This is a genomic window from Mucilaginibacter sp. P2_A4 (assembly GCF_056405015.1).
The window spans coordinates 137238-156481 of the sequence record NZ_JBFUCX010000013.1; the positions used below are offsets into that span (position 1 = coordinate 137238).

20 protein-coding genes are annotated in these 19244 nt (G+C 41.3%); 5 read left to right on the top strand and 15 right to left on the bottom strand.

Annotated features, from left to right (window positions below; genetic code table 11):
- Nucleotides 1-45: 45 nt before the first annotated feature.
- Both AC1DYB_RS22430 and AC1DYB_RS22435 read right to left on the bottom strand, forming a co-directional pair.
- Nucleotides 46-1170 (bottom strand): CofH family radical SAM protein, encoded by a 1125-nt coding sequence (locus AC1DYB_RS22430; RefSeq protein WP_295716389.1) that lies wholly within the window; start codon nt 1168-1170, stop codon nt 46-48.
- Between the two features lie 122 nt (nt 1171-1292).
- A complete protein-coding gene (locus AC1DYB_RS22435) occupies nt 1293-3278 on the bottom strand; it encodes a M1 family metallopeptidase (protein ID WP_477438162.1) in 1986 nt (661 codons plus the stop codon).
- A 120-nt stretch (nt 3279-3398) separates the two neighbouring features.
- On the opposite strand from AC1DYB_RS22435, the gene AC1DYB_RS22440 reads away from it, so the two are divergent.
- From AC1DYB_RS22440 to AC1DYB_RS22450, 3 genes are read left to right on the top strand one after another with little or no spacing between them, the layout of a single operon-like run.
- The gene (locus tag AC1DYB_RS22440; protein WP_477438164.1) at nt 3399-4148 is read left to right on the top strand and encodes a prolipoprotein diacylglyceryl transferase; all 750 of its coding nucleotides are present in this window, start codon (nt 3399-3401) and stop codon (nt 4146-4148) included.
- A complete protein-coding gene (locus tag AC1DYB_RS22445; RefSeq protein ID WP_477438166.1) occupies nt 4141-5538 on the top strand; it encodes a radical SAM protein in 1398 nt (465 codons plus the stop codon). Before AC1DYB_RS22440 ends, AC1DYB_RS22445 begins: the two co-directional genes overlap by 8 nt.
- On the top strand, nt 5535-5849 hold the full coding sequence (locus tag AC1DYB_RS22450) for a hypothetical protein (RefSeq protein WP_477438168.1): 315 nt from the start codon (nt 5535-5537) through the stop codon (nt 5847-5849). Before AC1DYB_RS22445 ends, AC1DYB_RS22450 begins: the two co-directional genes overlap by 4 nt.
- A gap of 84 nt (nt 5850-5933) precedes the next feature.
- Here AC1DYB_RS22450 and AC1DYB_RS22455 read toward each other — a convergent pair whose 3' ends face one another.
- From AC1DYB_RS22455 to AC1DYB_RS22495, 9 genes are all read right to left on the bottom strand, one after another.
- Nucleotides 5934-6860: a Ppx/GppA phosphatase family protein gene (locus AC1DYB_RS22455; protein WP_477438170.1), complete on the bottom strand. Its 927-nt coding sequence runs from the start codon at nt 6858-6860 to the stop codon at nt 5934-5936.
- A gap of 75 nt (nt 6861-6935) precedes the next feature.
- Complete coding sequence (locus AC1DYB_RS22460) at nt 6936-8174, bottom strand: ABC transporter permease (RefSeq protein ID WP_477438172.1); 1239 nt, start codon at nt 8172-8174, stop codon at nt 6936-6938.
- Nucleotides 8167-9087 (bottom strand): ABC transporter ATP-binding protein, encoded by a 921-nt coding sequence (locus tag AC1DYB_RS22465; protein ID WP_295716380.1) that lies wholly within the window; start codon nt 9085-9087, stop codon nt 8167-8169. Before AC1DYB_RS22465 ends, AC1DYB_RS22460 begins: the two co-directional genes overlap by 8 nt.
- Nucleotides 9088-9326: 239 nt before the next feature.
- Entirely contained in the window at nt 9327-10478 is a 1152-nt protein-coding gene (locus AC1DYB_RS22470) for an exo-alpha-sialidase (protein WP_477438174.1), read from the bottom strand.
- Between the two features lie 255 nt (nt 10479-10733).
- Nucleotides 10734-11903: a molecular chaperone DnaJ gene (gene dnaJ / locus AC1DYB_RS22475; RefSeq protein WP_295716376.1), complete on the bottom strand. Its 1170-nt coding sequence runs from the start codon at nt 11901-11903 to the stop codon at nt 10734-10736.
- A gap of 130 nt (nt 11904-12033) precedes the next feature.
- On the bottom strand, nt 12034-12645 hold the full coding sequence (locus AC1DYB_RS22480; RefSeq protein ID WP_295716374.1) for a nucleotide exchange factor GrpE: 612 nt from the start codon (nt 12643-12645) through the stop codon (nt 12034-12036).
- Between the two features lie 231 nt (nt 12646-12876).
- Entirely contained in the window at nt 12877-13557 is a 681-nt protein-coding gene (locus AC1DYB_RS22485; protein WP_295716373.1) for a cell division ATP-binding protein FtsE, read from the bottom strand.
- Nucleotides 13558-13561: 4 nt separating this feature from the next.
- A complete protein-coding gene (locus AC1DYB_RS22490; RefSeq protein ID WP_295716372.1) occupies nt 13562-13765 on the bottom strand; it encodes a fructose-6-phosphate aldolase in 204 nt (67 codons plus the stop codon).
- Nucleotides 13766-13872: 107 nt separating this feature from the next.
- Nucleotides 13873-14898 (bottom strand): acyl-CoA reductase, encoded by a 1026-nt coding sequence (locus tag AC1DYB_RS22495; RefSeq protein ID WP_477438176.1) that lies wholly within the window; start codon nt 14896-14898, stop codon nt 13873-13875.
- 100 nt (nt 14899-14998) lie between these two features.
- On the opposite strand from AC1DYB_RS22495, the gene AC1DYB_RS22500 reads away from it, so the two are divergent.
- Together AC1DYB_RS22500 and AC1DYB_RS22505 are read left to right on the top strand one after the other, a co-directional pair.
- The gene (locus AC1DYB_RS22500; protein WP_295716369.1) at nt 14999-15352 is read left to right on the top strand and encodes a 4Fe-4S dicluster domain-containing protein; all 354 of its coding nucleotides are present in this window, start codon (nt 14999-15001) and stop codon (nt 15350-15352) included.
- Between the two features lie 186 nt (nt 15353-15538).
- Nucleotides 15539-16300 carry a C40 family peptidase gene (locus AC1DYB_RS22505; protein WP_295716367.1) on the top strand — a complete coding sequence of 254 codons (762 nt, stop codon included), beginning with the start codon at nt 15539-15541 and terminating at the stop codon, nt 16298-16300.
- Nucleotides 16301-16315: 15 nt separating this feature from the next.
- On the opposite strand, the gene AC1DYB_RS22510 is transcribed toward AC1DYB_RS22505, so the two are convergent.
- From AC1DYB_RS22510 to hisF, 4 genes are all read right to left on the bottom strand, one after another.
- Nucleotides 16316-17218 (bottom strand): WD40 repeat domain-containing protein, encoded by a 903-nt coding sequence (locus AC1DYB_RS22510; RefSeq protein ID WP_477438179.1) that lies wholly within the window; start codon nt 17216-17218, stop codon nt 16316-16318.
- Nucleotides 17219-17303: 85 nt separating this feature from the next.
- Nucleotides 17304-17891 carry a bifunctional phosphoribosyl-AMP cyclohydrolase/phosphoribosyl-ATP diphosphatase HisIE gene (gene hisIE, locus AC1DYB_RS22515; protein WP_477396786.1) on the bottom strand — a complete coding sequence of 196 codons (588 nt, stop codon included), beginning with the start codon at nt 17889-17891 and terminating at the stop codon, nt 17304-17306.
- Nucleotides 17892-18057: 166 nt separating this feature from the next.
- On the bottom strand, nt 18058-18447 hold the full coding sequence (locus AC1DYB_RS22520) for a hypothetical protein (RefSeq protein WP_477396788.1): 390 nt from the start codon (nt 18445-18447) through the stop codon (nt 18058-18060).
- A 3-nt stretch (nt 18448-18450) separates the two neighbouring features.
- Nucleotides 18451-19206 (bottom strand): imidazole glycerol phosphate synthase subunit HisF, encoded by a 756-nt coding sequence (hisF, locus tag AC1DYB_RS22525; RefSeq protein WP_477438181.1) that lies wholly within the window; start codon nt 19204-19206, stop codon nt 18451-18453.
- Between the last annotated feature and the right edge of the window lie 38 nt (nt 19207-19244).

The following is a 19244-nucleotide window of genomic DNA, read 5'->3' on the forward strand; positions in this document are numbered from 1 at the left end:
TTTTAACTTAACCAACTATTCACTACTCTCTATTCACCATTCACTTTAATAATTGATAACCTGTTCCTCAATTTCAACCGGCACATCACGCCAATCGTATTTTTGGGTACGCAGTTGTGGTTCAAAACCTGCTTCAATGATTGATTCCTGGATGCCTTTGGCCGTAAACCTGTGTGGTGCGCCGGCAGCCGAAACTACATTCTCTTCGATCATGATTGATCCAAAATCATTTGCGCCGCCGTGTAAGCACAATTGTGCTACCTGTTTACCTACGGTGAGCCATGAAGCTTGTATGTTTTTGATATTGGGCAGCATAATGCGGCTCAAAGCTATCATGCGGATATATTCATCGCCGGTTACATTATTGGTAATGCCCCGTACTTTACGTAAAAGTGTGCCATCATCCTGGAAAGGCCACGGAATAAAGGCAACAAAACCATAATGTCCCTCGGGCTTTTCGGCCTGTACTTCGCGGATCCAAACCAGGTGTTCAAAGCGCTCTTCGATGGTTTCAATATGGCCAAACATCATAGTAGCCGACGAAGGTAAATTAAGCTGATGAGCAGCACGCATAACATCCAGCCATTCCTTACCACCGCATTTTCCTTTTGATATCAGCCGGCGTACACGATCGTTCAATATCTCGGCACCTGCGCCGGGCAGTGAATCTAAGCCCGACTCTTGCATGGCTCTAAGCACATCAATATGGCTCATGCCTTCCAGTTTGGCCACGTGCGCAATTTCTGGCGGGCCTAAGGAGTGCAGCTTTAATTTAGGATAGAGCTGTTTCAGTTCTCTGAAAAGATCGGTATAAAACTTAAGACCAAGATCGGGATGGTGACCGCCCTGCAGCAGTAACTGATCGCCGCCGTAACGGAAAGTTTCCTCTATCTTTTTTTTATAGGTTTCAATATCAGTAATGTAACTATCCTCATGGCCGGGCCTGCGGAAAAAGTTGCAGAACTTGCAATTGGCTATACATACATTGGTTGTGTTTACGTTACGATCTATCTGCCAGGTAACCTTACCATGCGGAACCTGCTTTTTGCGCAGTTCGTTGGCGGTATACATGAGATCGGCAGTAGATGCGTTGTTATATAGGTAAACCCCTTCATCCTGGGTTAAAAAATCAAACCGCAAAGCGCGTTGCAACAGATCGGCTGTGTTCATAAAACAAAGATAAGCTTTAGCTTATTAATAGTTTAACGTTGGGTTAAGATTGACAAATTAATGAGAACCCAAATACACGCCATTGTGTGTGACACAAAGCAATGGCGTGTATTTTATGGCTTTTATTTTACCTTTAAAACATTGTTCCCCCTGTTCAAATCAGGCAAAGCGTTATCAGGATCTATAGTCACAGTTTCTGCTTCCCCTGTAGTTGGCAATGTAAAGGTGGCCTGCGCGCGGGATAGCCATGTTTCAACCGGCATGTAGCTGCGTGTTTTGCTGCCATCCTTAAATTTTACTTCAATAGTAAATGGCATTGGCAGTTGTTCCTTATTCACCACTGTTATATTTAAGCCTTTAACACCATCAGTAGTTATATTTTTGGCATCTATAAGAGCTATATCAGTTGTCCAGTTGTTATAAAACCAGCCTTTCCAAAACCAGGAAAGGTCTTCGCCTGCTCCGCTTTCCATCGATCTGAAAAAGTCATCGGGCTGTGGATGTTTAAATGCCCATTTGCTGATATAGTTTTTGAAAGCATAGTCAAACCTATCTTTACCCAATATCTGTTCCCGAAGTAAAACCAATCCAAATGCAGGTTTAAAGTAAACCAACGGATGGCGGTATTTTTCAGGAACCGCGTCGGCAGCCGTCATAATGGCCGGCGATTCCGGGTCGGTGATGATTGGGATAATCTCATCGGCAGGGTTGCCACCTCCCGGTGCATATTCACCATCGCGTTTGGGTGCGTATTCACCTTTGTTAAACTCATCGGATGCGTAAATATCGATGAAGGTGTTAAATCCTTCGTCCATCCAGCCAAAGCGACGCTCATCAGAGCCAACAATCATCGGGAACCAGTTATGCCCAATCTCGTGCGCTGTAACCCAATAAAGCTCGCTTCCTTTATCGGTAATGCCATCAAACACAATACCGGGATACTCCATACCTCCTGCTATACCAGCTTCGTTAATGGCAACCGGATAGGGGTATATAAACCATTTTTCTGAAAAATATTCAATCGATTTTTTTAAATATTCTGTAGCGCGGTTCCATGCATTGGCACCAACACTTTCGGCCGGGTAAACAGACATAGCCAATGATTTTTTACCCCCTGGTAAATTAACCCTCGCGGCATCCCATACATAGGCTTTTGATGCGCCAAAGGCAACATCGCGCGTGTTGAACATTTTATAATGCCAGGTAAGTGTGCCTTTATTTACCGGGCGACTTGATGGATCAGTCACTTCGGCAAGGCTGCGGATCATTACCGTTTTATCGCTGTTGCGGGCAGCATCCAGGCGGGTAATTTGTTTAGCTGTTAGAACTTCCTTAGGATTTATCAATTCTCCCGAGCCAGCCACAATCATATCCCATGGAACAGTAACCTGGTAATCAAAATCGCCATAGTCGAGGTAAAACTCACCGGCACCTAAAAACGGTAGGGTATCCCAGCCGCGGGTATCATCATACACACACATGCGCGGAAACCATTGGGCTATTTCATATATTTTGCCGTTTTTGGTATCTACATAATCTGTGCGGTTACCAAAATCACCCGGGATGGTGTAGTGATATTTGATCCTTAAACGCAAAGATCCCTTGCCCAATGCGTGGGGCAGGCGTACCTGCATCCGGGTATCGGTGATAACAAATGGAACTTGTTTAACTACATCGCCCTGGTCTAACGCTACGGATTCAATGGTGTATCCGTTTGTATGCTGATTTGGTCCGGGTGCTCTGTTGGTAAAAAAGTTTGAGCGGGCTTCCTTTTTGTAGGTGTTTTGGTCCAGCTGTAACCACAGGTATTGCAAAGCATCGGGGCTATTATTAATATAATCGATAGATACAGTACCATCAATAGTTTTGCTTGCAGTATCAAGGGTTACTTTAATATTATAGTTTGCGCGGTTTTGCCAGTACTTTGGTCCAGGATCGCCATTAGGGGAATGAAACTCATTACCTTTTTCGCTATAAAACTGTAGCGAAAATGCTGCAGCGGGGTTGTAGTTTGATGTGGTATCGTTGGGGTTGATCTTTCTTTTTTGCGCTTGCACATTAACAGCCAAAAGAGCGAATAAGCCTAAGCCTATAAAGTTTATTTTCATGAGGGTGTTTTAAAGGCAGCAATATACAAAGGATGGCTGTAAATTTTATTTTAAACAATTCAGTTTTGTTATTATTGCTTTTATTGAAAAATCATTGCGGAGATTGTTACATTGCCTCCAATGCACTTCCCTGTAAACATCCCCATTGGCAAATCATCCATCCCGGTACATTTTGTGTGCGAAACACTGGCGTACTTTTTAGGCTACCGCTATTATGCTTATTTACGCAGGCATACCAACGATACAATAAGTGCAGATAACCGTCTCATTATCTTTATAGGCGCCGCTTTCGGGGCATTTATAGGATCGCATGTGGTAGGGGTTTTAGAAAATCCAACTTTGTTGGCACGTTTCAATATCATTTATTTTATGGGCAATAAAACCATAGTTGGTGGCATGCTGGGCGGTTTAATAGGGGTAGAGCTCACCAAAAAGAAAATTGGTGTAACCGTTTCATCCGGCGATCTGATGGTTTATCCTTTAATATTGGCCATGGTAATTGGCCGTATAGGTTGCTTTTTGGCCGGATTAGAAGATGGTACTTATGGCATTGCTTCCAAACTTCCATGGGCCATTGACTTTGGCGATGGCATCTGCAGGCATCCCACTAATTTGTACGAGATTTTATTTTGGATAATGCTTTGGATTGGATTGAAAACAATTGAAAAGCGCCATCACTTTACCGATGGCTCAAAGTTTAAGTTGTTTATGGTGAGCTACCTGCTGTTCAGGTTTTTGGATGAATTTATTAAACCTGATTACTTTTTTAGTTTTGGACTTTCGGTAATACAGTTAGTTTGTTTCGCTGGTATTTTGTATTATTATAAAGTATTTCTATCCCCGTCAAAACTGATAAAAGCCTATGCCTGAGCGCCCGTATATTTACTATGACTTTACCCTAAGCATTTGCTCCACCTGTTTGCGCAGGGTTGATGCCAAAATAGTTTTTGAGGACGATAAGGTGATCATGTTAAAAAACTGTCGTCAGCATGGTTTCGAGAAGGTACTTATAGCAACCGATATTGAGTATTACAAAAACTGCCGCAACTATGCCAAGCGCAGTGAAATGCCCCTTAAATTCAATACCAAAACTCATTATGGCTGCCCTTATGATTGCGGCTTGTGCCAGGATCATGAGCAGCATTCCTGCCTTACCGTTGTTGAAGTTACCGATAGGTGCAATTTAAGTTGCCCAACTTGCTATGCTATGTCATCGCCAACTTATGGCAGGCATCGTACTTTGCAGGAGATTGAGCAAATGCTGGATGTTGTTGTGGAGAACGAAGGTAGCCCGGATGTTGTACAGATAAGCGGTGGAGAGCCTACCGTGCACCCACAGTTTTTTGAGATCCTCGACATCGCCAAAACAAAGCCTATTAAGCACCTGATGCTGAATACCAATGGTATCAGGATTGCTAAGGATGAAAATTTTGTAAAACGACTGGCAACCTATATGCCCGATTTTGAGGTTTACCTGCAATTTGATTCGTTTAAAAAGGAGGCGTTGGAGCAGTTAAGAGGCGAAGATTTGCGGGAGGTTAGATTAAAAGCGATAGAACATTTAAATAAATATAATTTATCTACCACATTGGTGGTCACCTTACAAAAAGGATTAAATACGGATGAGATAGGTGAGATCATCGAATATGCTCTTAAACAGCCCTGCATCAGGGGGGTAACCTTCCAACCGACACAACAGGCCGGCCGGTTGGAGAACTTTAATGAACATACCGACCGTTATACACTTACCGAAGTGCGTACTGCAATATTGGAGCAAACTAACATATTCAACAAAAACGACCTGATCCCGGTACCCTGTAACCCCGATGCATTGGTAATGGCCTACGTACTAAAATTGGGCGACCAGGTTTTTCCGCTTACGCGAATGATAAACCCCGACGATTTGCTGGATAACTCTAAAAATACGATCGTTTATGAGCAGGATGAACAATTGAAAGGGCATTTGCTCAATATGTTCAGCACCGGTAATTCGGTTGATAAGGCTAAAGAACATTTGCATTCTATTTTGTGCTGCCTGCCCGAAATTGATGCGCCAAATTTAAGTTATGATAATCTTTTCAGGGTGATCATTATGCAGTTTGTTGATGCGCAAAACTTTGATGTGCGCGCTATAAAAAAGTCATGCGTGCATATTGTTAATAAGGATATGCAGATCATCCCCTTTGAAACCATGAATATATTTTACCGTGATGATAAGCGTGAATATTTGGAACAATTACGAAATGAAATAGTGATATGACAGAAGAAAACTTAGAGGACAATTCATCCGCAGAAAAAAATATTCATTCTGATATTAAGAAAAGTAAAGTTCCTGAAAGTATGAAAATTGTAGGTTTCAATTTATTGGTACTTGCATTTTATACAGTTGCGTGTAAACTTAGTAATGATGTAGGCGGGATTATCATTGATGCTTTTATAATAGGAATTCATGTTATTGTTTGTATAATAACAGCTATTGCACGCCAAAGTTGGATATGGTTACTCAGTGCCTTAGTTATTTTAATTGTAGGATTTTCTACCTGTATATCTTTTGGAAATATGAAAATTTAATGCCAGATCATATAACTCTTAAATATTAAGAGCATTTATTGTTTTGCCCATTGGCATTTCAACCTGTTGGGCGGCTTTTTTGAATTAACTAAGCATCCCCGCCAAAACCCCTTCCTTTAACGAATTACTGCACATACTCACCTTATGAATAGCCAGCTTGTGCATGATAAAGCGTGTGATAAGTGAGGCCGTCACAATCATATCAATCCTTACAGGGATAATTCCTTTATTGGCTGCACGCTCTTGATGGGTGGATAGTACAAATTTGTTGGTGAGCGTTAAAAGTTCATCCTCATCAAAACTGTAGTTTTTGGTTGTCTTTAAATCGAAGGAATTACCTTTTTCGGTTTCAATCACTTCGGCAAAAGTTTCAAACGCGCCGGATGAACCGATTAGCGTGTCAATTTCATGGTTTTCTAATGCCGTAAACAACTCTGTTAAATGATCTTCAAGGTAGAGGTTTAAAGCTTCGATAGAGGAAGGCGGGATGGGATCAGTGCGGTGGAAAAGGTCCATTAAGCGGGCAGCGCCAATTTCAAAGCTTTGTTTCCAGGTAATGCCATCTGCATTGCCTAATATAAACTCCACACTGCCGCCGCCGATATCCATAATGAGGGCGTTTTGTGCCGATAAGCATCCGCTGATTTTTACGCCCTGATAAATGAATACGGCTTCCTGTTCGCCATCAATAATTTCTATCCTGATGCCGGTTTTATCCTCAACTTCTTTAATGAAATCTGTTCCGTTTGATGCACTACGCAAGGCCGATGTTGCTATAGCCCTTGTTGCGGTAACATTGCCCGCCTTTATTGCCTCGTGAAATTGCTGCATGGTACTAATGCCCCGCTGATAGGCTTCAGGTAAAATATAGCCTTTATTAATGCCGCCTTCGCCAAGCTTTACCGCCTTGTGCTCATGAACTATTTCCTGGTAACTATGCAAATCGCCATCGGCAATTAATAAATGAAAGGTATTGGTACCAAGGTCCATTACGGCAACGCGTTTACTCATGTAGCTAAAATAAATAATCCCCGAAATTGTTTAGCCATTTTCGGGGATTTATAATTTTTAACAATTGTGCTGGGTTTATTCTTTATAAAAGAACCATTTAGCTAATTCCTTAAAGTTCACTTTTTTACCATACATCAGAATACCCACCCGGTATATTCTTGAAGCTACCCAGGTAGAAAATATGAAGCCAATTACCATTAAGGTCATTGATAAACCCAATTCCCAACCGGGCACCCCAAAAGGTACACGAACCATCATTGCCACGGGTGCGGTTAAAGGTATTATGGAAAGCCAGAAGGCCAGTGTACTATCGGGCTTTTGAAACAAGTATGATACAGATAGTATGTAAGTAAATAACAATGGCAACGTAATAGGGAACATGAATTGCTGCGTTTCGGTTTCACTATCAACGGCCGAACCTACGGCGGCAAACAATGCACTATAAAGTAAAAATCCGCTTATCCAGAAAAACAGGAAGCAGGCGAGTTCATAACCTGCGTTAGCTCCCAAATTGTGAATAAAAGTGTAAACGGGGCTTGCCTGAGTGGCATTTTGCCCGGCCAGGTAACTCACCAGAGCTGATAGGCTTATCCATAATGCAAATTGCGTTAACCCTACAAGTCCCACGCCGATGATCTTACCCATCATCAATTGAAAGGGTTTTACCGATGATACAATTACTTCAATTATACGGCTGGTTTTTTCTTCAATTACTCCCCGCATTACCTGCGCCCCGTAAATAAACAGTGACATATAAATTAATATTGCTCCCGCAAAACTCAAGGCATATGTGGCGCCCATACTGGTGCTTTGATCACCTGTTTCGGTTATTTCGTTAGCATTGACAGTGATGTTGCTTTTTATCTTATGTAAACGAGCCGTATCAATGCCGGCTTTTACCAATGCAGAACCAGAGGCAATGTCGTTTAGCTGACGTTGCATATCATCGCTTAACGATAAGGTTGATTTCTTTTTTGCAAAAACTTCGGCCGTTTCTGGTTTATGTGTGGGGATGTACAATACAAGGTCGTTTTCCTGTTCCTTTACTTCGGCTTTTAGTGCCTTTAGTGTTTTTGAAGAATTGTCAAATTTGATATATTGTCTATCTTGAAACTTGCCTTTGTATATCTCAGCACTATCAACTACATGTACAATATGCATAGCTTTTACCTCGTTCTTATCATCAGCGACGTAGGCAATAACTTTATACATTAAAGCAAACAAAGCCGGAACAAGTAGCGTCATCACGATGAACGACTTTTTTCTTACCCTGGTAAGGTATTCGCGCTGTATAATGAGTAATACTTTATTCATGGCTTAAAGATTTAGCGTTTACTTTTTCAATAAATATTTCGTTCATGCTTGGTATTACCTCCTGGAGCATATTGATGCGGGTTTGCGGGATAAGATATTGCAGTACATCGTTGGATGTTTTGCCTTCTTTCAGCTTTATGCGAATGGTATGGTTATCATCATCGGTAATAGTTTCACCAATTTGCGCAAAAGGCTGTGCGCCGTTAAAGTTTAAGGGATTGCCGGCATATTCAACAAGGTATGTATCGTTACGATAGGAGTTGCGGATACTTTTAACCTTGCCATCCAGTATTTTATGCGATTGATGAATTAGGGCAATAGCATCACAAAGTTCCTCCACAGATTCCATACGATGGGTCGAGAAAAGAATAGTAGCACCCTTGCGGTTAAGTTCCAGGATCTCGTCTTTTATCACTTCGGCATTCACCGGGTCGAAACCACTAAAAGGTTCATCCAATATGATCAGGTCGGGCTCATGCAGTACGGTAGCCACAAACTGGGCTTTTTGCTGCATCCCTTTGGATAGTTCCTCAATTTTTTTCTTCCACCAGGTTTCCATTCCCAGCTTATCAAACCAGAATTTTAAGCGTTTAGTAGCTTCATCTCTGCTTAAGCCCTTGAGGCGAGCCAGGTAGATCATTTGTTCGCCGATCTCCATTTTTTTATAAAGACCACGTTCTTCCGGCAGGTAACCAATCCGTTCGATATGCGATTGATTGAGTTTTTCCCCATTAAAGAAAACTTCGCCCGAGTCTGGCGCGGTAATCTGGTTAATGATACGGATGAGGGAGGTTTTACCGGCACCATTTGGGCCAAGCAGGCCAAACACCTGGCCACTTGCAACCTCCAGGCTCACATCGTCTAAAGCCCTGTGACCGGCGTATTGTTTTACAATATTGCGGATGCTTAACATTTTTGAGTTAGGTTTATGATGATAAATTTAGGGTTTAGATACGGGCAGTTTTAAAATGTTACAGGCACTAATTGCACGAATCAAATTACACTAATTGCACGAATTTATTCGAATTACACGAATTGAATTATTTAACACTAATTGCACAAATTTATTCGAATTACACGAATTGTGCATTGGGACACTCATTGTACGAATCAATTCGCGTAATTCGCCCATTTCGTGAAATTCGTGTTTATTTATTTTAGTTGATTGATCTTGAACCTTATCGTTTCAATAGCTTCCTTCTGCCTGGAAACTATCACATATAAGTAGCCATTGTAAATCATGGTGTGCGGATAACCATATTGACCGCCTTTCCACAGGCCCTCTTTTTTAAGGTGATAAAGTTCATTGGCGATGATATAGTTTTTATTGAAAGCTTTGCCATTTGTTGATAGGGAGATCACCAGGGGATTCCGGTCGTAATGATGTAGCGTATCGGGGATACCCACATAATAAAAGCGTTTGTCCGGTAACCGGCCAAAATGAAATTTGCTGTCGTTATCAGAAAAAGGAGCCTCAACAGGGCGCGACCAGCTTGTACCATTATTCTTGCTTTCGGTAAGCCATAGTCGGCCTTTCCATCCTTTGCCGGTAACGCGTAAAAGCATGTGCAGGATGTTATCATCAGTCTGGAAAAATGAGCCCTCGCATAAAGGAGGTAAACCTAATTTGGCAGCTGGGGCATAAAAGGCTGCCGAATTATCCTGTTTATAAAGCGAATCAGGGTAAAAGCTGCTTAACTTCCATCCTGAAATACCATGCGGGTCATCGGTGTATGGGAACAGAAAGTTACCGCTGATGATAAGTCTGCCGCTTTTGGTAGCCTCTGGTCCATGGTTAGGGATTAAAGGTACGTGCATATCACCAGGAGCGCTCCAATGTATACCGTCGGTACTGGTTTTGGCCCACAAATGCGTGTTTTGACGGTGTTTAGTGTATTCGCCGTAATAGGCAACCAATGTGCCTTTATATTGATATAAACCCGCTGCTGTTAGTACTGTTAATGTATCATTAACCTTGCCCGGTGAAGCAAGCACTGCCGGTACCGACCAGTGTACAAAATCTTTAGAAGTGGCATAAATTACCCGCTGGCCCGGTGAATCTTCATCTATCAAACCGTTGCTCCATATCGCTATGAACTGATCTTTAAAATGGATGATGGAAGGGTGGTGATTGTACAGCCATTCTTTTTCCGGCGAGTAGATCATCGACCGCTCAATGCTTAAATGTGGGATGCCCGCTTCCGTTTGGTAATTATTGCTGATAGCTGGGGACTGGGCATTTGATTGGCTGAAAAGTATAAACAAACAGCCTGTAAGCAGTAATAATTTTTTATATAAATCCATCTTAAAATAATACAGATTGCAATATACCCAATCCCCAAAAACAAAAAGGCTTGAAATTATAAAGATTATTAGCTTTTTGCTAAGTGGGGTTGTCGGCTTTAAGCGAATTTTACGGTAGCAATAAAATAAGGCAAGGGTTCAATTGATTTAGGCGAAACTATTTTCAGGATAAGATATAAAAACACAAAAAGCCCGAAGTCATAAAACTCCGGGCTTTTCAAAATGCTTTAAGCTTTCCGCCTTCGGCTTTCCGCTTTATTCAAAATATTCCTTCATCCGTTCAAAGAAGCTTTTCTCGTTTTTGCCCGGATTTGGTTTAAAGTTAGGGGATGATTGTAGTTTTTCCAGTATCTCGCGTTCTTCGCGACTTAGGGCCTTTGGTGTCCATATGTTGATGTGCACCAGCTGATCGCCACGGTGGTAGGAGTTTACCTCAGGCGTTCCTTTGCCTTTAAGGCGTAATATTTTACCGCTTTGTGTGCCTGGTTCAATCTTTATTTTGGCCTTGCCGTCAATGGTTGGTACTTCTACTGTGGTACCTATGGCTGCATCAACAAAGTTTACATGCAGGTCATAAATTACGTTGTTACCATCGCGTTTTAAGGTTTCATGCGGAATCTCTTCTATCAGTATGATCAGATCGCCCGGTACGCCACCACGTGGGGCAGCATTACCTTTACCGCTCATACTCAGTTGCATGCCTTCGCTTACACCAGCAGGTACATTTATAGTGATCAGCTCTTCGCCGCGCACAACACCATCACCATGGCAAACATTACATTTTGATAGTATGGTTGATCCTTCGCCATTACAGGTAGGGCAGGTGCTGGTAGTTTGCATCTGGCCCAAAATGGTATTGGTTACCCTGCGCACCGCACCCGAGCCACCACAAGTTTTACAGGTTTGGAAAGAGGCTTTATCTTTAGCTCCAGAGCCATCGCAGGTTTTGCAGATGATCTGTTTGTTTACTTTTATTTTCTTTTCGGCGCCATTGGCAATTTCTTCAAGTGTTAACCGTACTTTAATACGCAGGTTGCTGCCACGGGCTACACGCCTGCCACCAGCACCACCACCCTGGCGACCGCCACCGCCAAAGAAACCTTCGAACGGACTGCCACCACCAAAAATGTCACCAAACTGGCTAAATATGTCGTTCATATCCATACCGCCGCCGCCATAACCACCGCCATTTGGTGATGAAGCATTAGCCGCATGACCAAACTGATCATAACGCTGGCGTTTTTCAGGACTGCTTAAAACTTCATAAGCTTCTGCTGCTTCCTTGAATTTTTCTTCCGCCTCTTTATCGCCCTGGTTTTTATCAGGGTGATATTTAATAGCCATTTTACGATATGCCTTTTTTACATCATCAGCATTAGCTCCCTTTGCAACACCAAGAATATCGTAATAATCTCTTTTAGCCATGTATTTAATTATTGAATTATTGATTTAGTGAATTAGTGAGGTGTTTTTGAAATGTAAAAATTAGTGCATCAATGAATTGAACATATGGCTCAAATCAATAATTCACTAATTCAGTCCCTCAATAATTGAATTACGCTCCTACAATTACTTTGGCAAAACGAATTACCCTGTCTTTCAGGTAATAGCCTTTTTCCATTTCATCAATTACCTTGCCTTTAAGGTCATCGGTAGGGGCAGGTATATTTGTAATAGCTTCCTGCAAATCGGCATCAAAAGGGGTTCCTATTGATACCATTTCTGTTAAGCCTTTTTGTGTAAGTATATTTTTTAATTTATTTTGAATTAAGGTAACACCTTCTTTAACGGGGGCTACTTCAGTCGCTTTTTCCATGGCGCGTTGTGCACGTTCAAAATCATCCAAAACCGGAAGTAATGCAATAATTAAATCCTTTCCTTCAGTTTCGCGGGCTTCGGCACGTTCTTTCTGCGTACGTCTGCGGAAGTTGTCAAATTCGGCATACAGGCGTAAATATTTATCATTGGCCTGTGCCAGTTCGTCTTTTAATTTATCTTCGGCAGATGGACTTGCTACTTCGTCCGCTTCAACAGCTTCAACGGTTTCTGTTTGTTGGGCTTTTAGCTGTTCTTCCTCTGCTAAATTTTCCTGGGTAGGCTCATTAATATTTTCAGGAGTATCCATATTTTCTTTCTTCTTTTTCTTCAACATGTCGTTAAATTTCATAGCTGATAGTGCCAATCAAGTATCCTGCCATTGCATTAAAGCCGACAAGCTGTCAGTGGTGTGTTTTATTATAGGCAGGAGTGGCGCAATATGCGCAAGGGTGACAGGATTATTTGTCTGATTATTTTTTTTGGACGGGGATTGTCTGAACCGGAATTCATCGAATTAAAGAACGACCAGAATTTTGAAATTCTATTAATTCAATAAATTCGTTTAATTCCGGTTCAGAAACTATATTTCAGCATCCTCCAAAACTTTACCATTCTCGCATTTGATTATACGTGATGGGAAAGTGCGGATGATATGATAATCATGCGTAGCAATAAGTACGGCAGTACCCATTTGGCTTATCTGCTTTAGCAGCAGCACAATTTCTTCTGATGTTTCGGGGTCAAGGTTACCCGTTGGTTCATCGGCAAGGATAATTTCCGGGTCGTTAAGTAAGGCACGGGCAATTACAACGCGTTGCTGCTCCCCGCCAGAAAGCTCGTGAGGCATCTTTTTTAGTTTGGAGCGCAAACCAACCTTTTCCAATACATCAAGAGTACGTTCTGCTATTAGTTTTTTATCTTTCCAGCCTGTTGCACGCATCACAAAAAGCAGGTTTTGCTCAATGGAACGATCTGTAAGTAATTGAAAATCCTGGAAAACAATACCCAGCTTACGGCGCAGGTAAGGTACATCCCGGCTTGGCAATTTGCTTAGTTCATACCCGCAGGCAGTTCCTGTGCCGCTTTTAATGGCCAGGTCGCCATAAATAACCTTAAGCAGGCTGCTTTTTCCTGAGCCTGTTGAGCCTATGAGCCATACAAAATCTCCTTTATCAACATGCAGGTTTACATTTGATAATACCAGGTGCGCCTGCTGAAAAATATCAACATTATTTAGCTTAATAATAGAGTTCCCAATCATCTTTTTATAGCTCCAATTTTAAAATCTGCCCAAAAGGCAAATCTTTAATAATATTCATAATATAGTCGGCCTTATCAGTTAACCCAACCTTATCCAGTGATTTTTCGGGCCTATCTACCCGGAAATATGCCAGCAGCGTAAACTTATCATCCCTCAACTGTACATAATCGGGTATTTTGGCAACGCCTTTAACTTTTATAATATACATTTTTTTAGCTTAAGGCTTAAAGCAAAAAGCTTAAAGCATTTTTTATCTCAAAGATAGCTTTTAGCTTTAAGCCTTCGGCTTTCAGCATTTTCAAAGGTATTGTAATTTTAAAGATTTGACAAAAATTCCATTGTATCAATACCATCAGCATAATCCCATAATGCGGGTTGCTGACTTTGGCCAAACGCAACCACCTGGTTGTTTACACTTATTGGGGCTGTGGTAACAATACATTGTATATTTTCGGCTTGTTGCTCCAATGTTTGTTGTGCTGATGCCAAATTATCATAATAACCAAAATACAACACGGCCAGGGGCGAAGCTATTCTTTCATCTTCCTTAAGCATCAGAAAGCCATTATCAAGGTGTTTATTGCTGTTTACCAGGTAAATAGATTTGTTGTAATCGTAATTATTGTTGTATTTATGATGATGGATGATAGCCTTATGATCCTCAATCGATTCAAAAAAGAAATTGAAATTATAATCCTTTGGCACTAATAGCTTACTTACATTGCGGCAGCCTAAACCATAGTAATCAAAAATATCATGACCAAGGTTAAATAATTGCTCTGCGGTTTCTTCACCGGTAATTAATGCGATGCTGTTCCTGTTTTTGCGAATGATGTTGGGCACTTTGCCAAAGTAATAATCAAAGTATCGCGAGCTGTTGTTGCTGCCTGTGGCAATAATGGCATCAAAATCTGCCAATCTTTCCACAAAGCTAAATTGTTCGGCAAAGCCCGGATCGATATCAACTAATTTTTGCAAAATTACCTTAATCAGGCGGGCATCCTGTGATGATGCTTTAATAAGCGCGTGATTGCCAGATGCCAGCACGCAAAGTACATCATGAAAACCCACAAGAGGGATATTGCCGGCCAAAATAAGCCCTACCTTTTTGTTGGCAGCTTCCTTATCTAGGTTGTATTTAGATAACCAGTTTTCCAGATCGGCTTCATTCAGCATTTTGCCGATGGCTGTTACCGCCTGTAAAACACTTTGGGGGGTGAACCAGGCGTTGTGATAACGCTCATCTTCAATAGTAGCCATTAGTTGTGCATCGGAGGCAATTAACTGCTTTCCTAAGCTTGAAAATGAATTTATTGAATTTTTTATGTTAAATTTTGACATATTTATGGTAAGGCTTTAAGCCCTTAAAGCCTTTTTTGTTATATTTGTGCGCTTGTAAATTACGGGCAAAGTTAATTGAGATTATTATATATTTAGAAATATGGCGATTAAAATCACCGATGAATGCATAAACTGCGGAGCTTGCGAACCGGAGTGCCCCAATAATGCTATTTATGATGCAGGTGCAGCGTGGCGCTTTAGCGACGGTACCGGTCTTAAAGGGGTTATTGATTTTGGAGATGGCAATACTTTAAATGCCGAAGAAACCCAGGCTGCTTTATCCGATGAAATATATTATATAGTTCCGGATAAATGTACCGAATGTGTAGGTTTTCATGATGAGCCGCAGTGTGCTGCTGTATGCCCGGTTGATTGTTGTGTTGATGATGAGGATATCCGCGAAAGCAAAGAAGAATTGTTAGCCAAGAAAGATTGGCTGCACATGAACGAATAAGATATTGATATTAAATCATTAGAGGGAACAGCTTGCTGGTCCCTTTTTTTGTGCTAATTTAATATTTTAATATATTAGCTTAATCATTTTAGCCGCACCCCTTTGGCTAAAATATACCAATTATAATATTGTAACTACTTTAGCGGTTATAATGTATTGCTAATTTTATTTCTATCTAACTAAGCTATGGAATATGGCATTTGTAACCTTGCGGTTATTCCGCTTCGCGCAGAACCTAATGAAAGGAGTGAGCAGGTATCGCAGGTTTTGTTTGGTGAGGCATTTGAGATTACAGAGTGGGCTGAATATTGGGTTAAGATCATTACTGATATTGATAACTATGTTGGCTGGATAAGTAGGCTACAGTTTGCCCCGTTAGGCCATATTGCTCATAAAAATTTAAAAAGCCATCAACCACCTTTAACTTACAGGGCTGTAACACAAGCCTGGAAAATTGCTGATAATTCTGTTATCTATTTGCCGGCGGGTAGTTCGCTTGCTTTTTTGGAGGGTACAACCTGTAAAATAGGAGGTGATAGATTTGAGATCATTGGAGAAATTGGAGAGAATGAAAACATTGCAACTACGGCAAAGTCTTTTTTAAATGCCCCTTATTTATGGGGTGGTCGAACCCATTTCGGAATTGATTGCTCTGGCTTTACACAGGTGGTATTTAAGCTAAATAAAATAAAAATAAAGCGTGACGCCAGTCAGCAGGCAGAAGAGGGGGTTAAAGTTAACAGCTTAAAAGACGCACGCCTGGGCGATCTGGCATTTTTCAATAACGCCGAAGGAAGAATTACCCATGTTGGAATATTGCTTAATGGCGAGCACATTATTCATGCATCAGGAAAGGTTAAAATAGATTTGATTGATGATGATGGAATTTATTCGGTTGGGTTAAAAAGACACACCCATAAGTTACACAGCATTAAAAGATTTTTTTAAGCAAACGTGGTATCGCTATATGGTTATATTCCATACCATAATGCTTTTATCATCGCTTACTGATATAAGGTGATCTCCGTTCCAGGCCAGTTTATTTACCGAGAGGGGATGGCTTGCATATCCTTTTTCCCGGCTGATGATTTTGTAAAGCTTAAAATCATCAGATCCCCATATTTTAATGCTTTTGTCCATACTGGCAGTGGCAAAATAGGGTTGCGTAGGGTGGAAGAGAATGTGATTTACTGCAAATAAGTGCGCGGGAATGTTTTTTATAAGCTGATAGGTTGCAGTATCCCAGATCTTCACCTGTGCGTCACGCCCTCCCGAAATAAGGTGCATTCCATCAATACTGTAAGTTAATGAAAAGACTGACATGGTATGCCCATGCAACGTTTTTACCAGGGTATAATCATCCAGGTCGTAAATCTTTACCTGGTTATCCCGACAACCAAAGGCTACCCGTTTTTCATCGGGCGAAATGGCTATGCAGCGTACCGTATCGGCAGATACAGTGAAGCTGTGTACTATCTCTAATGTATCCAGGTTCCAAACGGACACTGTGCCATCTTCAGAGGCTATTAGCAGTTCTTTTTTATGATTAACGGACCTGATATCAAAAATTGGTTTAACGTGGTGCCTGAGCGATTTAATGACCTTCTGTTCAATAAAATCGAACACCAAAACTTCCCCACTGCGTAAACCTGTAAACAGTAAAGGATAGCCCGCAGGGCAATGAATAGCATAAACAGAAGCCTGAACCGGGAACATTACTTTAATAAAGGAATTGTCCTTTAGGCTCCATTCTACCAGTCCTTTATCGTTACCGCCGGTAAATAATATACCAGGTTTTTGCGATAGTTCCAGTGTAAAAATTGGGTTGCCGTGTCCGGTTAGTTCAGCTATTTTTTCCGCGGTCATTTGTCAGTTTGCTTTATCGGTTTACGGGTTGCAAAGCGGATTTATAGTGAATATCAACTACAAACTACTTACTGCAAACAGAGAACTATTTATGCCTGTTTTCCAGATTTTTAGCAATTGTTTCCAGTGTTAAACCTTTTTCGCGAAGCAATACCAACAGGTGAAAAACAAGATCTGATGATTCATTGATCAGGTCTGTTTCAGTTTCGGCAAGTGCAGCTATCACGGTTTCAACACCCTCTTCGCCAACCTTTTGCGCTATTTTGTTGAGTCCTTTATTGCGGAGTTTATTAACATACGATCCTTCGACCGGGTTTTCATATCTATCGGCAATAATATTTTCCAGTTCTAATATAAAATTCTGGTTGTATTCGGTTTGGAAACAACTGCGTGAACCGGTATGGCAGGTTGGGCCGTCAGCTTTAACTTTTATCAGCAGGGTGTCGTTGTCACAGTCAATGCTGATGTTTTTCACATGCAAAAAATTGCTGCTGGTTTCGCCCTTGGTCCACAAACGGTTTTTTGAGCGGGAAAAGAAGGTAACTACATTTTCTGCAACTGTTTTATCATAAGCTTCCTGGTTCATATAACCCAGCATTAGCACCTCTAACGTTTGCTCATCCTGGATAATAACCGGCACTAATCCGTCTGTTTTGCTAAAATCTATATTCATATCTGTTGTTCTGGTTCCTGTTGCGGGTTGCCAGGTTCGTGTGTTATTAGTTTTTCTCCACTGCCTGTGTCCTCACAAACAGCTATCCGTAGCAAGTTGTCTGTGAGGACACAGACAACGGTTAAGAATCGCCATAACTAAATTTAGGTGATGGCAAATGTGAGCTTTAATTATTTTGACTGTAACTTAATTTTATTTCTGAAATCCATTTTTGATAATTGTCAAACTGACCATCTTGCTTAAAGTTGACGGAATATCGTTCAACCGTTTCAAGGCAGTCTTCTACTGTAGATTTGTCATCATTTAATCCAATTAACTTTTCTGATGTCTTAGGCCTAAACCTATCTACAATAATGATTGCAGCCCACAAATTAATAAAGTATTGTCCTTCCATCAAATAACCTGTAAACTCATTCAGGCTTAGTTGATCCGCTAAAAAACAAAGTGTTTCATACAACTCATTCGTGCGAATATGATTACCAAATGGTTCTATGCCGTCTCTATAGCCATTTTTACAACTGACTATATAATTCATAAAAACTTCTTCTTTGCGCACCAATTATATCCTCACCTCAATATTATTACTTTTCAATATCGCTTTCAAATCAGGTATCAATATCTCACCGTAGTGGAATACCGAAGCTGCTAAAGCGGCATCAATATTTGTTTTTTCAAATACATCAACAAAGTGCTGTACAGATCCAGCGCCGCCAGAGGCTATTACCGGTATGTGCACCGCATCATTTACTATTTTGAGCAGGCCATTGTCAAAGCCCGCTTTAGTGCCGTCATGATCCATTGAGGTAAGCAGTATCTCGCCTGCGCCCCGGCTTTCTGCCTCCAATATCCACTCCAGTGTTTCGCGCTCAGTTGGTAAACGGCCGCCATTCAAATGGACGATGTTTTTATTACCAATACTGCGTGTATCCACCGCGATAACCACAAACTGTACACCAAATGCTTTGGCCAGTTCATCAATGAGGGCAGGGTTACGCACCGCAGCCGAATTGATGGATATCTTATCGGCGCCGGCGTTTAACAATGCGTCGGCGTCGGCAATTTCATTGATGCCACCACCTATTGTAAATGGTATATTGATCTGCCTGGCTACGGCTTTTACCAGTTCAACCATCGTTTTACGGCGTTCAACAGTAGCTGTAATATCCAGGAAAACCAGTTCATCGGCGCCCTGGCGCGAATAGTTCCAGGCCAGCTCAACCGGGTCGCCTGCATCGCGCAGGTCAACAAAGTTAACACCTTTTACCGTACGTCCGTCTTTAACATCAAGGCAGGGAATAATTCGTTTACTTAACATGGGGTTTTATAAGACCGTCATTGCGAGGAACGAAGGAA

Excerpts from the sequence above, each read along its gene's own strand:
- AC1DYB_RS22430 (WP_295716389.1), bottom strand. The coding sequence starts at position 1,170 with ATGAACACAGCCGATCTGTTGCAACGCGCTTTGCGGTTTGATTTTTTA.
- AC1DYB_RS22435 (WP_477438162.1), bottom strand. The coding sequence starts at position 3,278 with ATGAAAATAAACTTTATAGGCTTAGGCTTATTCGCTCTTTTGGCTGTT.
- AC1DYB_RS22440 (WP_477438164.1), top strand. The coding sequence starts at position 3,399 with ATGCACTTCCCTGTAAACATCCCCATTGGCAAATCATCCATCCCGGTA.
- AC1DYB_RS22445 (WP_477438166.1), top strand. The coding sequence starts at position 4,141 with ATGCCTGAGCGCCCGTATATTTACTATGACTTTACCCTAAGCATTTGC.
- AC1DYB_RS22450 (WP_477438168.1), top strand. The coding sequence starts at position 5,535 with ATGACAGAAGAAAACTTAGAGGACAATTCATCCGCAGAAAAAAATATT.
- AC1DYB_RS22455 (WP_477438170.1), bottom strand. The coding sequence starts at position 6,860 with ATGAGTAAACGCGTTGCCGTAATGGACCTTGGTACCAATACCTTTCAT.
- AC1DYB_RS22460 (WP_477438172.1), bottom strand. The coding sequence starts at position 8,174 with ATGAATAAAGTATTACTCATTATACAGCGCGAATACCTTACCAGGGTA.
- AC1DYB_RS22465 (WP_295716380.1), bottom strand. The coding sequence starts at position 9,087 with ATGTTAAGCATCCGCAATATTGTAAAACAATACGCCGGTCACAGGGCT.
- AC1DYB_RS22470 (WP_477438174.1), bottom strand. The coding sequence starts at position 10,478 with ATGGATTTATATAAAAAATTATTACTGCTTACAGGCTGTTTGTTTATA.
- dnaJ (WP_295716376.1), bottom strand. The coding sequence starts at position 11,903 with ATGGCTAAAAGAGATTATTACGATATTCTTGGTGTTGCAAAGGGAGCT.
- AC1DYB_RS22480 (WP_295716374.1), bottom strand. The coding sequence starts at position 12,645 with ATGAAATTTAACGACATGTTGAAGAAAAAGAAGAAAGAAAATATGGAT.
- AC1DYB_RS22485 (WP_295716373.1), bottom strand. The coding sequence starts at position 13,557 with ATGATTGGGAACTCTATTATTAAGCTAAATAATGTTGATATTTTTCAG.
- AC1DYB_RS22490 (WP_295716372.1), bottom strand. The coding sequence starts at position 13,765 with ATGTATATTATAAAAGTTAAAGGCGTTGCCAAAATACCCGATTATGTA.
- AC1DYB_RS22495 (WP_477438176.1), bottom strand. The coding sequence starts at position 14,898 with ATGTCAAAATTTAACATAAAAAATTCAATAAATTCATTTTCAAGCTTA.
- AC1DYB_RS22500 (WP_295716369.1), top strand. The coding sequence starts at position 14,999 with ATGGCGATTAAAATCACCGATGAATGCATAAACTGCGGAGCTTGCGAA.
- AC1DYB_RS22505 (WP_295716367.1), top strand. The coding sequence starts at position 15,539 with ATGGAATATGGCATTTGTAACCTTGCGGTTATTCCGCTTCGCGCAGAA.
- AC1DYB_RS22510 (WP_477438179.1), bottom strand. The coding sequence starts at position 17,218 with ATGACCGCGGAAAAAATAGCTGAACTAACCGGACACGGCAACCCAATT.
- hisIE (WP_477396786.1), bottom strand. The coding sequence starts at position 17,891 with ATGAATATAGATTTTAGCAAAACAGACGGATTAGTGCCGGTTATTATC.
- hisF (WP_477438181.1), bottom strand. The coding sequence starts at position 19,206 with ATGTTAAGTAAACGAATTATTCCCTGCCTTGATGTTAAAGACGGACGT.